Annotated in this window: 5 protein-coding genes (1 of these 5 only partly in view); 2 read left to right on the top strand and 3 right to left on the bottom strand. The window is 75.9% G+C overall.

Going from position 1 to position 13966, the window contains the following annotated elements; genetic code table 11:
* Positions 1-120: 120 nt before the first annotated feature.
* Positions 121-2868 (bottom strand): helix-turn-helix transcriptional regulator, encoded by a 2748-nt coding sequence (locus AMK13_RS29035; protein WP_074004752.1) that lies wholly within the window; start codon positions 2866-2868, stop codon positions 121-123.
* Between the two features lie 173 nt (positions 2869-3041).
* On the bottom strand, positions 3042-4811 hold the full coding sequence (locus AMK13_RS29030) for a 2-isopropylmalate synthase (protein ID WP_443333956.1): 1770 nt from the start codon (positions 4809-4811) through the stop codon (positions 3042-3044).
* A gap of 553 nt (positions 4812-5364) precedes the next feature.
* Here AMK13_RS29030 and AMK13_RS29025 point away from each other — a divergent pair.
* Entirely contained in the window at positions 5365-6459 is a 1095-nt protein-coding gene (locus AMK13_RS29025; RefSeq protein ID WP_158077755.1) for a sensor histidine kinase, read from the top strand.
* Positions 6431-7132: a response regulator gene (locus AMK13_RS29020; protein WP_049659142.1), complete on the top strand. Its 702-nt coding sequence runs from the start codon at positions 6431-6433 to the stop codon at positions 7130-7132. The genes AMK13_RS29025 and AMK13_RS29020 overlap by 29 nt, the downstream gene beginning before the upstream one ends.
* Before the next feature lie 534 nt (positions 7133-7666).
* On the opposite strand, the gene AMK13_RS29015 is transcribed toward AMK13_RS29020, so the two are convergent.
* Positions 7667-13966: the 3' portion of an EndoU domain-containing protein gene (locus AMK13_RS29015; RefSeq protein ID WP_074004749.1), read on the bottom strand. The gene runs 21279 nt beyond the window's last position; 6300 of the gene's 27579 nt are visible here — the last part of the coding sequence; the start codon falls outside the window, past its right edge; the stop codon is at positions 7667-7669.

Genomic DNA, 13966 nt, shown 5'->3' with positions numbered 1-13966 from the left:
TGGACGACTGACAGACGCATTCCAGCAGGGGCGGACCCGCTCGAACACCCCGGTCCGCCCCTTAGGGCCCCCTGTCCCGGCGGGGCCCCCTGCCCGGCCCCGCCGGGGCTCGGCCGGGGCTCAGCCGGCCCGGGTCAGCGCGCCCATCGCCGTGGGCAGGTCGACCCGGGAGCTGACCCGCAGCTTCCGGTAGGCCCGGGTCAGGTGCTGCTCCACGGTGCTGACCGTCACGTACAGCCGCTTGGCGATCTCCCGGTTGGTGTAGCCGTGCGCGGCCAGCTCGGCGACCCGGCACTCGGCGTCGCTGAGCACCGCGTCGGACACCGCCGGGGCGCTCTCCCGGGCCGACTGGTCGCCGCCGCTGCTCCAGCCGAACTCCACGCCCAGCAGCCGGGTGAGCGGCTGGGCCTGGCACTCCTCGGCCAGCATCCAGGCGCGGCGGGCGGTGAGCCTGGCCCGGCGCAGCTCGCCCAGGTCGTGGTAGGTCCTGGCCAGGTCGGCGAGCGCCCGGGCCAGCTCGTACCGGTCGCCGGCCTCCTGGAGCACGTCCGCGGCCTTGCGCAGCAGGGCCGGGCGCTGGCGCAGGTCGCCGGTGGCGGCGAGCTGGCGCATCGCCACGCCCCGCGCCCGCGGCGCGCACTGGTCGACCATCGCGAGCTGCTCCTCCAGCAGGCGCCGGGCCCCGTCGCGGTCGCCCAGCTGGAGCATCGCCTCGGCGGCCTCGCCGCGCCAGGCGACCAGGCCGGGCACGTCCAGCCCCCACTGGCGCATCAGCTCGCCGCAGGCGAGGAAGTCGCCGAGCGCGGCGTTCAGGTGGCCGGTGGCCAGCTGGTACCGGCCGCGGGCCTGGAGGTAGTGGAGGCCGTAGCGGCTCTGCAGCATCGCCTCCGGGACGGGCAGGTTGAGCTGGTCGGCGGCCTCGTCGTGGCGGCCCATCGCGGTCAGCGCGGTCAGCAGGCTGGCCAGCGCGCCGCCGACCGCCACCCCCCAGCTGCTGGCCGGGATGATCTCCAGCGCCTGCCGGGCGTACCGCTCGGCGCCGGGCAGGTCGCCCTGCCGTACGGCGATCTCGGCCCGGATGGTCGCCAGCCGGGCCTGGCGCCCCGGGGACTGGCGGGCGGCCGCCTCCGCGATCAGGCCGTCGCACCAGGGCGCGGCCCGGTCGGCCCGGTCGCCGTAGGTCAGCGCGAGCAGCGCCGACTCGACGGTGTCCATGCCCGTCTCGTCCAGCCGGGAGGTGCGCAGGATCCGCTCGGCCTCGGCGACCGCCTGCTCGGACGGGCCGCGGCTGAGCACCGAGTCCAGCGCGGTGGCCGCCTCCAGCCGCCAGCTGACCGCGGTGGACGGCGCCGGGCGCGGGTCCGGCTCCTCCTCGGCGGACGGCACGTGCGCCAGCAGCGGCGCGTACCAGCAGCGCAGCCACGGCCGGGTGGTCCGCAGCTCGGCCGCGGTCTCCGGGTCGTGCGGGCCGCTCTCCAGGCCGAGCCGGGACAGCACGTCCCTGGCCTCCTCGAAACGGCCGTGCCACAGCAGGGCCTTGGCGAGCACCAGGCCGTCGCTGGGGCGCAGGTGGCCGCGGTGCAGGGCGGTGGTGAGCTCGGTGAGGTGCGGGGTCGGGGCGCCCGGGTTGATCCGCCACTCGGCGCGGACCAGGGCCGTCCTGATCCGGGCCAGCCGGGGCCCGTCCGCGCAGACCCGGCAGGCCAGCCGCAGGTACTCGACGGCCTGGCCGACCCGGCCCTCGGCCAGCGCCAGCGTGGCGGCCTCCTCCAGTACGGGGACGGTCCAGGCCTCCTCGACCCGCCCCGAGGCGAGCAGGTGCTCGGCCGTCGCGGCCGCGGCGCCCCCGCCCGCGTGCAGCAGTCCGGCGGCCCTGCCGTGCAGTTCGGCCCTGCGCTCGGAGCCGGTGTCGAGCAGCACGGCGGCCCGGGCGGCCGGGTGGCGGAAGCCGTCGGGGGCCAGCAGGCCGCAGTCCGCCAGCTCGCGCAGGCCGCGCGCCGCCTCCGCGCCGTCCACGCCGAGCAGCCGGCCGACCCCGTCCGGGGCGCCGAGCACGGCGAGGGCCTGGACGAGCGGGAGCAGCCCGGGGGCGCTCCGGTGCAGCAGGTCGCGCACCGCCTGCCCGTAGCCGTCGGCGACGGCCAGCCCGCCGTCGTCGGTGCCGGCCCGCACCGCCGCGAGCTGGCCGTCGAGCAGGGCGGTGAGCAGCAGCGGGTTGCCGCCGCTGATCCGGTGGCAGTCGGCGGCGAGCCGGTCGGCGGCCTCCCGGCCCAGGCGCTCGGCGACCAGCCGCTCCACACCGTCGGGGGTGAGCAGGGGCAGGACCAGGCTGTGGCAGCCGGGGCGGCGCAGCAGCTCCTGGTGGAACTCGGCGGTGCGGTGGGCGGCCCGGCCGGTCCGGCCGAGGACCGCCATGATCCGGGAGCGGCCGAGCCGGCGGGTCAGGTGGGAGAGGCAGGCCAGCGAGTCCGGGTCGGCGTGCTGGACGTCGTCCACCACCAGGGCGAGCGGCTGCCGTTCGGCCAGGTCGAGCAGCAGGGCGCTCAGTTCCCGGGCGGCCGACTCCCGCCGGTCCGGGCCGGCCGCGAGCAGTTCGCGGACGGCGGCCCGCTGCTCGGCCGGCACCGGGGCGCCGCGCAGCAGCTGGCCCAGCACGCCGAGCGGCAGGCCGGTCTCGGCGGCCGACCCCACCGCCGTCAGCGGCAGGACGCCCGCCCCGGCCGCCTGCTCGACGAACTCGTCCAGCAGGGCGCTCGTTCCGGTGGCCGCCGGGCCGCTCACCACGGCGATCCGTCCCCTGCCCCCGACCGCCTCGGTCAGCAGACCGGCCAGGAAGGCCAGGTGCTCATCGCGTTCGACCAGCATCATTGCTCAGACTTTCTCTCGTGCGTACGTGCGGGTGTGGGTGGGGGAACCGGCTGCGTGGGACTCAGCGGTGCTCGGGTGGTGCTGGGTGGTGCTCGGTGCTGCTCCGGGGCTCCCGGTGGTGCCCCGTCGGTGGGTCTGTGGTGGGCCCAGCTGGTGTTCGGGCTCAGCGGTGCTCAGCGGTGCTCGGCGGGGAGCGGGGCGGCGCCCCGGGCCCGGGCCGACTCCGGTGCGGGCGGGTCCGGTTCGGCCGGGCCCTGGCCGGCCCGGGCGGCGGCGGCCCGGATCGCGGAGAAGGCGGCGGCGTGCAGGCCGGGGCCCCGGCCGAAGCCCCAGGCCGGCCCGTCGGGGAAGGCGCAGCGGGCGTAGACGGCGGCCTCCCGCCCCGGGTCCGCGGACTTGCCCTCGGGGCCGGTGTGCCGGACGTCCCGGACCTCGACGCCCCAGGGCGCCAGGGTCGCGCCGAGGCTGCGCACCTCCTCCGCGCGGACCGTGCCGTCCGCGCTGGCGGGGCCGGCCCCGTCGACGAACAGCTCGGTGGGGACCGGCGCGTGGCGTACGGCCAGCGGCTTGGTCTCGTCCGCGGTGGACCGGTACTCCCGCTCGAAGAGCCGGCCGATCCGGTCCGGCGCGACCTCGGCGCCGGTGGCCTCGGCGACCGCCTGCACGGTGCGGGCGAACTCGATCTGCAGCCCGCGCGGCAGGTCCAGGCCGTGCCGGGCGCTCATGACGTGGGCGACGCCGCCCTTGCCGGACTGGCTGTTCACCCGGACCACCGCCTCGTAGCCGAGGCCGAGGTCCTGCGGGTCGATCGGCAGGTACGGCATCCGCCAGGCGCGGTCGCGCGGGCTCTCGCCGGCTGCGGCGGCCTCGGCCTCCAGGGCGGCGAAGCCCTTCCTGATGGCGTCCTGGTGCGTGCCGGAGAAGGCGGTGTGGACCAGTTCGCCGCCGTAGGGGTGGCGGGGGGAGACCGGCAGTCCGGAGCAGTGCTCGACGGTGCGGCGCACCCGGTCGATGTCGGAGAAGTCGATGCCCGGGTCGACGCCCTGGGTCAGCAGGTTGAGGCCGAGGGTGACCAGGCAGACGTTGCCGGCCCGCTCCCCGCCGCCGAACAGGCAGCCCTCGACCCGCTTCGCCCCGGCCAGCAGGGCCAGTTCGGTGGCGGCCACCCCGGTGCCCCGGTCGTTGTGCGGGTGGATCGACAGGCAGCGGTGCTCGGGACGGGAGAGGGTGCGGTCCAGCCACTCGATCTGGTCGGCGAACACGTGCGGCATCGAACGCTCGACCGTGGCCGGGAAGTTCAGCACGATCTCGCGGCCCGGGCCGGGCTCCCAGAGGTCCATCACCGCCTCGCAGACCTCGACGGCGAACTCCGGCTCGGTCTCGTTGAACAGCTCCGGGGAGTACTGGTAGCCGACCTCGCAGTCGCCCAGCAGCCGCTCGGTGTGCCGCATCATCGACCGGGTGCCGCGCAGGGCGAGGTCGACGCACTCCGGCCGGCCGATCCCGAGGACGAGGTCGCGGAAGAGCGGCGCGGTCGCGTTGTACACGTGGACGGTGGCGGCGCGGGCGCCGCGCAGGCTCTCCACGGTCCGTTCGATCAGCTCGTCGCGGGCCGGCACCAGCACCGAGACGCGGACGTCCTCGGGTATCCGGTCCTGCTCGATCAGCATCCTGACGAAGTCGTACTCGTCCTGGCTGGCGACCGGGAAGCCGACCTCGATCTCCCGGTAGCCCATCGCCACCAGGAGGTCGAACATGGCGAGCTTGCGGGCCGGCGTCATCGGGCGGGCCAGTGCCTGGTTCCCGTCCCGCAGGTCCGTGGAGAGCCAGCGCGGCGCCGCCGTGGGGGTCCGGTCCGGCCAGGTGCGGTCGGGCAGGGTCATCGGGACGAACGCCTGGTAGCGCCGGGGCAGCCGGTCAGCCTTCACGGTCTGGTTCCTCACAACTGTTTCTTGTTGCGAACATGCGGGAAGTACTGGTCTTGTTGCGGACATGCACGAAGTGATGCTCTTGTTGCGGACATGCAGGAAGTACCGGTCGATTGCGGACGTCCTGTGAACGTCACGCTAGAGAGCCGCCGTAGTCCCGGACAACGGTCTCGCCGGCGCTGTCGGCCCATCCGCGCCGGAGGGATGAGCGGGGGGTATCGAAGGGAGTAGTGGACACTCCACCCCCGGGCCACTCCGCTCCGGCCCCGGTACCACCGGCGGTCCCTCCGCCCGCGCCCGGCCGGGTGGCGGCCGGCACGACGGGACGACTTCCGGCCACCTCCGCCGTCCACTTCTTCACGGCGCGGCCGACCCCCCCTTTGTCACCGGTCCCGGCATTCCGGCCACGCCTTTGAACTAGTTGAAGATTCGAACACGCTCGACCGGCGAGGGGGGCTCCCGGAGGCCATCTTCACGCCCTCGAATTCGCACGGCGTTCTGGTATCTTGACCCCGCTTGGCCAAGGCGACACGGGGGCCGGCACGTGACCGGTTTGGAGAAGGCAGCCTTGACGACTCGCCAACAGGTGGCGGACCTGATCGAACAACGCACGCCCGAGATAGTCGAGGCCTACGAGGCCTCGCTCCGGGCGGCCGGCAACGCCATCGCGCAGAGCCCGGCCTCACTGGACCAGGCCCTGGCCACCGCCCGCCAGATCGTCGCCGACGTGGTCACCAGCCTGCGCGTGGGGCAGGTCGAGGTCGACCAGACGTGCAAGCTGCTGGCCTGGGACGTCGGCGCGACACGCGCGGCGGACGGGGTCCACCCCCGGGAATCCGTCCAGGCCTCCTCGGCCTTCTTCCACGCGGCGCTGTCGACGATATTCAGCCACCTTCCGCCCGGATCGAGACAAGTCGACACCCTCACCCTGATCACCCTCGCACTGGAGCGCGGTGTCGCCCTGCGGATCCGCGAGTCGGTGGCCGCGTACACCGGGTTACTCGTCGACAAGATCCACGAGGCGCAGCTCGACGAGCGGCGCCGGATCGCCCGCGAGCTCCACGACCGGATCGGGCACGGCATGAGCGTGACCCACCGCCAGCTGGAGCTCTACACCCTCTACCTGGACAAGCAGCCGGACCGGGCGAGTGTCAAGCTGGCCACCGCCCAGCAGGCCATCCAGGAGTCGATGCACCACCTGCGCGCGGTCACCTCCGACCTGCACACCCGCCAGCCGTTGAAGAGCCTGGAGAAGGCCCTGCTCAACGACCTGGAGTCGCTGGGCCCCGACGGCGTGGCCGCCCGGCTCCGGGTGAACGGGGACGAGGCCTGGGCTCCGCCGGAGGTGCTCGACGAGGTGTTCCTGATCCTCCGCGAGGGCGTCCGCAACTCCCTGCGCCACGCCCGGGCCACGGTGCTGCTGGTGAACGTCGAGATCACCCCCAACGAACTCCGCGCCACCGTCGAGGACGACGGCTGCGGGCTGCCGCAGGAGCGGCCGGCCGACGCCGGCGTCGGCCTGTCCTCGATGCGCGAGCGGGCCGAACTGCTCGGCGGCCGACTGCTGGTCAACGGCCGTCCGGACAACGGCACCAGGGTGGATCTCTCGGTACCTCTCAAAGGACGGCTCCTCGATGAACCCGCGCGACGCCGTAGCTGCTGACCCCGCGTCCGCCACCACCCGCGTCGCCCTGGTCGACGACCACGCGCTGGTCCGCGAGGGGGTGCGCGAGATCCTGGAGTCGCAGGACGACATGGTGGTGGTGAGCGAGGCCGCCAACAGCGGCGACGCCATCGCCCAGGTCGCCCGGCACCGGCCGGACGTCGTCCTGCTGGACGTCGAACTCCCCGACGGCGAGCCCACCGACACCGTCACCAGGATGCGGGCGCTCTCGCCGTCCTCGCAGATCATCATGCTGTCCATGTACGACGGCCCCCAGTTGCTCCGACGGCTCATCAACGCCGGCATCCGGGGCTACCTGCTGAAGAGCGTGTGCGGCGACGAGCTGCTCGCGGCGGTCCGCAGCGTCCACCGCGGCTCGGACCGGATGGTCCTGGCCGTCTCCCGGGACAGCCTGGCCCGGATGCAGGGCATCACCGAGAACGTGCTGTCCGCCCGGGAGCTGGAGATCCTGGAGCTGGTCGCGCAGGCGCTGAGCAACGGCCAGATCTCCACCCGGCTGACGATCACCGAAGCCACCGTCAAACGCCATCTGCGCAACGTCTTCGCCAAGCTGGGCGCGGTCTCCCGGATCGACGCCGTGAACAAGGCGATCGCCGCCTCCCTGATCGCGCCCCCGCACGACCAGTCCTGCCACCGCCACCGGGCGGGCTGAGACCTCCTCCGCACGCTCCTTCCCGACTCCCCCGCGCGGCCGGCCGGCACCCCGCCCGGCGCGCCGCCCCGTGCACCGGTCGGCCCGGTCGGCCCGGTCGGCCCGGTTCCAAGCCTCGCCGCGGCCGGCCGGGGCCTCAACCCCTGCCGACCACCTACCGCCCCTGCACCCCGACGGCCGGACCCGCGCCCCACCCCACCGGTGCTCCCGCCCTTCGCCGCCGAAGCGCCGGTCCGTACCGGCATGCGGAGGCCGGGGAACCGGGGGGGGAATTCAGGGCCGGAGCGGATTCGACGGCCATGAGGGACTTCTCCCCACATCCGCCGCCGGCGGTGGTCACCACCCGCTCGTGCGACGGCAGGTGACGACACCTCAAGGTCAAGGACAGCCCTTCGGGGGCCAAAGCCGGCACCAAGGTACGGAACTTCGGCCCGCCCGGCAATGTCGACGGCCACCACACCGCCGGGCGGGCGGATGGTGCCGGCCCCCGGGGGCGGGACGGCCGGGGCCGTCCCGCCGTTCCCGCGGCCCCCGCTACAGGCCGCGCAGGGCATGGCGCACCGTCCTCACGTCGAAGCAGTCGTCGCGGACGACGTGGGCCTCGTGGAAGATCCGGCCGGCGAGGAACTCGAGGTCCCCGTCGCCCGTCGGCACGCCCAGCAGGCGGCGCACGTCCTGGCCGATCAGCCGGTCGGCCAGCTCGTTCACCAGGGAGTTGGCCTCGTGCAGCGGGGTGGTCGCGGTGATCCGCGTCCGCGTCCGCGCGATCCTGGCCAGGACGTCCCGCACGGCGGCCCCGGTCGGGTCCGGCAGGGCGGAGACGGCGTCCCGCAGGCCGTCCAGGGACCGCTCGACCGCGGCCGGGTCCGGTGCGGGGTCGCGCAGCGGCTCCAGCAGGTCCAGCAGGGCGGCGGCCAGCTCGGCCCGGGCCTGCTCCGCCGCGGCGGCCTCCTCCCCCGGGTCCGCCGAGGAGCCGTGGAGGACGTACCCGGCCCGGAGCAGCAGTCGGGCGTCCTCCTCGTGCGGGAGTTCGGCGAACAGCTCCGACGGCAGGGCCGCCACCAGCGCGTCCGCCTCGGCCAGCAGGTCCGCCGCCACGTGCTCGGGGGCGAGCCACTCCCGCAGCATCGGCAGCAGCCGGCCGCGCTCCTGGCGGTAGGCGCGGTTGAGCAGTGCGCGGACGGTGTCCCAGGGGATCCGGGACTCCCGCGGGTCCGACGGCGAACCGGCCCGGACGGCCGAACTCGCGTACGGGGGGCGGCCGGTGAGGCCGGTCCCGTCGAACCGCAGGCCCCCCAGCGCGGGCAGCGGCGGCGGCCCGGCGGGGACCACCGGCGGCGGGGTCGCGGACACCGGGGCGGAGCCGGTGCTGGCCGGGGCGGCCAGGACGGCCGGGGCCGCACCGAAGGCCGCCGGCGGCCGCACCGGCGGCACGGCGGCCGGGGTGACCGGGGCAACCGGGGCCGCCTCCACGACGGCCGGCTGCTCCTGCTCGACGGCCTCGTGCGGCCCGTCGTCCCCAGCTTCCTGGAGCTGCCGCCCGGTGGCCGGGCGCAGCGCCATGAGTGCCGGCGGCCGCTGCCCGGCGGGGCGCGGTCGGCGCTGGTTCTCGAAGGTCTGGCCCGGCGTGCCCTCGAAGCGGACGATCCGGCCGTCCTCCAGCGTCACCCGGAGTTCCACCCCCGCGAACCGCCCGGTGACCGTGCCCGTCCGCCCGTCCCCCAGCTCGGCCAGGTGCTCCCGCGCGACCATGCGCGCCGCGTGCCCGCCCTCGGCGGCCGTCCACGCGGCGGGCAGTCCCCCGGGCCTCTCAGCTCCCTCGGCCCGCTCGTCCGCGAGGGCGAGCGCGCGAGCGAGGGCCGGGTCGAGGGCCGGCGCGTCGATGCCCGCCGCCTCCAGGTCCTGGAGGCGGGTACGGGCAGCCGGGCGCTCGCCCGTGCCCGGGGTCACCGGGGTGAGCAGCGGCGGCTCCGGCGCGGGTGCGCCGTGCAGTCCGGCGACCAGCTCCTCGGCCTCCTCCAGCCGCGACCGCAGCTGCCGCACGAAGGCGCTCGGGAAGGACGAGACCGGCGGCATCGCCTCCGGGCCGTCCGCCTCGGGGACGAACCGGAGCCGGATGCGGACCGGCCGGCCGCCGGGCTGAGCCGTGGCCGGGAACAGCTCCGCGGCCTGCTCGTCGGCGAGCCGCTGGAGCCCGGCCCGCTCCTCGGCGGTCAGGTCGCCGTGGTCCCGCACCTGGACGACCAGTTCGGTGTCCGGCAGGCCGGCCCCGCCCGGCCGTACGCGGCGGTAGCCGATGGAGTAGTCGACGTCGTCCCGCACCAGGGGACGCTCCCAGACCGGGACCGCCCCGGCCCCGGTCTCCCGACGGGACCGCTGCCAGTCGGTGGGCCGGTGGACGAGGTGCCGCCCGTCCCGGGTGACGCCCTCGATCCACACGTCGTGGGCCACCCCGACCCAGCGCACGGCGCCGTCCGGCAGCACCTCCTCGAACAGCCTTTCCTGGTAGGCCCGGTCGACCCGCTCCAGGACGTCCTCGGACACCCAGGACTCGGGGTAGAAGGTCCGGGCCTCCTGGTTCTCGGGGCGGCGCCACCGGGACGGGAACTCGCTCAGCGGCGCGCCCGGCGCGATCCCCGGGTCCAGGAAGTACACCGGCGCCCGGTAGGTGCCGTTGGCCCGCGGCGGCCGGACCGGCCCGAGGTGCAGGCCGTGGTCCGCCGGGTCCACCGCGAGGGCCCCGCGGAGCCGGGCGCGGTGGTGGAAGCCGGTGAGGGTGTGCCGGTCCCCGTAGCGGTTGAGGTCCTCGACCCGGTGGCCGAAGGGCAGCGTGGCGGGCTCGGGCGCGGGGGCCGTCGCGGTGAGCCCGGACTGGTCCTCGGCGGGGCGGAAGGAGATGAACTCCCCCGACCGGATCCGGCCTTCGATGCGCACGCCGTCGTACTCGCCGACCCAGCGCTGCGCGAGGTCTCCGTGCCCGCTGATCCCGCCGGTGCGGCGGGCGTGCAGGTAGGCCTGCCGCGCCGCGTACACCGCGTCCTCGGCCGTCCAGTGCGCGGGGAACATCGTCCGGTACCGGTCCAGCGCCGCTTCGCCCGCGTCGGCGCGGTACGTGCCGTTGGGGTTCTCCGCGCCGACCCGGGGCAGCCTGCGCCGCCCCGACTCCGCCGGCGGGGTCAGGTACCCGCCCGTCCGGTCCGGCCCGTCGAAGAGCGCGGTCCGCAGCGCGTCCTCGCCGAAGGCGGCCCGCACCGGGAACTCCCCGGCCGGCACCGGCCGGAGGTCCGTCCGGAAGACCCGGTCGAGGACCGCGCCCAGCTCGTTCAGGTTGTGCGGCCGGAGCGAGACCGCCGGGTTCGTGACGCCCAGCTCCACCGGGTGCCCGGCGTCGTACCAGACCCGGCCGTAGGTGTCGCTCCCGGGCGCGGTCATCAGACCGAACTCCGGGTGGACGGGTCGCGGGCCGGCGCCCCGGCGCCGGTACTCGTCGGCCAGGCCGAGCAGGTGGCCGACCTCGTGGCCGATCACCCTCGGCGGGGAGTCCACGCCCCAGTGCTGGGCGTGCTCCTGGGAGGTGTAGGAGCGCACCTCGACGACGTGGTGGGCGCTGTCCCGGTCGACGAACCGGATCGCGACCTCCAGCAGGCTGCCGTCGGGCAGCCGCAGCCCCTGGCCGAAGACGTCCCGGACGCCCGCCTCGGCGTTGAGCCGCACCCGGTCGAGGCCCCGCTCGGTCTCGGCGCGGCTGCCCACCAGGCCGTCGTCCTCCAGGTGGACCCGCACCGTCAGGACGGTCCTGGTGTCCCCGTCGGAGTCCACCACCCGCCGGACTTCGTACGACTGGATGAACTGGGCCTGCAGCGAGCGCAGGAACCGGCGGACCGGCGGACGCACCTCCGCCGTGGCCAGCACCCGTACCGGCTCGGCCGGTTCGGTCGCGTCGAAGCGCTGCCCCGGCTCGGCCCAGTAGTCGATGATCTGCCGGTTGCGGACCAGCAGCCTGATCCGGACGTCACCGTACGCGCCGGTGACGATCTCGTCCCCGTTGCGTCCCCTCGCCTCGCCGTTCTGCTGCTCGTACACCCACAGGGCCGCGTGGCGGGTCTGCTCCCGGGTCCATTCCGGGGGCAGCCCGGTGCCGCCCTCCCGCCTGGCCTGCTCGCCGAACACGCGCAGCTGGTCCGGGGTGAGCACCGGGGCCCCGTCGAGCGACGGGACGTCGACCGCGCCGGCGCCCGGCGCGTGGGCGGGCGCCACCAGGCCGCGCTGGTCGGCGGCCGGGCGGAAGGCGGTGACCGTCCCGTCCTCGTCCGACCTGCCCTCGATCCGGACGCCCTCGTACACGCCCTGCCAGAAGATCCCGTTCTCGGTCACCTGGAAGGTCTCGTTGCGGACCGCGTCGACGGCCGCCTGCTCGACGGCGTACCGGGCCTCGGCGGCGGTCCAGTGCTCGGGGAACAGGGTGCGCCGGCCCGCGCCGGTCTCCACCAGCAGGGTGCCGTTGGCGTGACGGCGCACCAGCTCCAGCTGTTCGGCCCCCTCCTCGCCGATGGCCGACGGCAGGTGGCCGCCCCGCGTCCCGACGGCCGGGCCGAGTTCGGCCTCCAGGACGCCGTCGGCGAACTCCGTCCGGGGCGACTCGCCGTCCTCGGTGTCGTGCCCGAGGCGGCCCAGCCGGTCGTCCGCGAGCTCGCCGAGTTCGCGCAGGACGCGCACCGACGGCGCCGGGACGACGTGGGTCGTGCCGCCGCCCGCGTACTCCGTGACGGAGATGCCGAAGGCCCGGCCCAGCTGGTGGACCAGCGCGTCCCGGGAGATCTCCAGGTGCCAGTTCCCGGCGTCCTGGGCGACGCTCCGCTCGTGCAGGAGCACCGTCCGGTGCGGATCGCCGGTGGCGTCCACGAACTCCACCCGCACCAGCAGCGGGGTGCCGTCCGGGAGCCTGGTGCGGTTGTCGAACCGCGCGGCGGCGTCCCGGATCCGCGCGCCCAGCGCGGCGACCCTGGCCCGGGCGTCCTCCCCGGTCAGGCCGGAGCCGTCCAGGTGGACGCGCAGGACGAGGACGGTGACGTCCTCGCCGCCCGGTACGAGCGGGCCGCGCCGGAGCTCGAACGGCTGCGCCGCCGGGTCGTCCGGTACGGCCTCGGCCGAGGCGTGGCCCGGCAGCAGCGCCGTCGCCGGGTCCTGCGCCGGCTGCGGGATCGCGCCGGCGGGCGCGGAGGACGAGGACGACGAGGAGGAGGACTCGGGGGCGTGGCGCGGGCCGGTCGGGAAGACCAGGCCCTGGCCGGACGGCTCGGGGACGGCCTTGGTGAACTGGGCCGGGACACTCCGGTCCGGCAGGCCGCGGAAGTCCACGATCCGCCCGTTCTCGGTCCGGACCTCGATCGGGACGCCGTTGAAGCGGCCCTTCACGAGCTCGCGCCGCCGGCCGCGCCAGCCGGCGAGCACCTGGAGCGCCGCGTACCTGCCCTCGCCCGGCGTCCAGCCGGACGGCAGTCCCCGCCCGGCGTTCCCCGCGAGCGTCGGGGCGAAGGCCCCGTCGATCATCCACTGCTGCCCCGCCATCTCGGTGACGGTGACCGGGCGGGTGCCCGTTCCGGGCCCCGCGGGCTCGGTCAGCTCCGGTTCGACGAGCACCCGCTGTCCGTACCCGGCCTGCGCCCTGGCGGTGGCCGTGGCCGGGCCCGCGCTGCCCGCGACCGTCGCGGAGAACCCGGGCGTCAACGCCCCGGCCACACCGGGCAGGAGCACGTCCAGCCCGGCGCCGTCGGGGAGGGAGTCCGCCCCGGCCACCGCGCCCGGAAGGGCGTCCGCCTCCGTGTCGACGAAGTCGAGGGTCAGCAGGACCGGCGGGTCGCCGGCGGCGCGAGGCTGCCGGACGAAGTCGTCGGCGGCCCGCTGGAGCCGCTTGCGGGCGTCCGCGACCGCCGCGGGCGTGGTGCCCGCCGCGACCCTCAGGTGCACCGGTGCCGCGACCTCGATGCCCAGCTGTCCGTCCACCGTCCGGACGCGGCGGCCGCGCAGGCCGGGCCCGGTGGACCCGTCCGCCGCCGGGGGCGCGTACCAGTCGGTGAGCGGCTGCCGGGCGGTCGGACGGTGCGTCAGGTGCCGGCCGTCCCGGGTGATCCCCTCGATCCGCACGCCGTCGGCCTCGCCCACCCAGCGCACGGCGCCGGAGTCCAGCGGCTCGGAGGCGTGCCGGGCCGCGTACGCCCGCTCCACCGCGGACAGGATGCGCGACGGCGTCCACGCCTTCGGGTAGAGGGTGTGGGTCTCCCCGTCCGCGTGCTGGTGCCACCGCGACGGGAACTTCGCCATCGGGGCGCCGGGGGTCACGGCCGCGTCGAGGAACCAGACGTCGGCCCGGTAGGTGCCGTTGTCGTTCTCCGCGAGCACCGAGCCCACCTTGACGCCGTGCGCCGTGGCGGCCGCCCTCTCCGGCTCGGCGTGGACGCCGGTGAGGGTCTGCCGGTCGCCGTACCGGACGAGGTCCTCGACCCGGGTGCCGAAGGCCCCACCGGTCGGGCGCCACGGCATGTACGCCGGGGTGTCCAGCCCGCTCTGGTCGTCGGAGGGACGGAAGGAGACGAACTCCCCCGCCCGGATCCGGCCCTCGATCCGCACCCCGCCGTACTCGCCGACCCAGTGGTGGGAGTGCAGGCCGGTCGCGGTGACCCGGCCGGTGCGCAGGGCGTGCTGGTACGCCTGCTCGGCGGCGTACACCGCGTCGTCCGCCGTCCAGTGCTCGGGGAACACCGTCCGGTTCCGGCGCGGGCCGGGCAGGTCGCCGGCCAGGGCGCCGACCTGCGTGGCCGCCGCGTCGGCGGGCCC

Source organism: Streptomyces sp. CB02056, assembly GCF_001905545.1.
Taxonomy (GTDB): Bacteria; Actinomycetota; Actinomycetes; order Streptomycetales; family Streptomycetaceae; genus Kitasatospora.
This window is presented reverse-complemented; position numbering and strand designations above follow the sequence as displayed.

What these genes read in the sequence shown, in the direction of transcription:
- AMK13_RS29035 (WP_074004752.1), bottom strand. Translation starts at nt 2,868, where the DNA reads ATGATGCTGGTCGAACGCGATGAGCACCTGGCCTTCCTGGCCGGTCTG.
- AMK13_RS29020 (WP_049659142.1), top strand. Translation starts at nt 6,431, where the DNA reads ATGAACCCGCGCGACGCCGTAGCTGCTGACCCCGCGTCCGCCACCACC.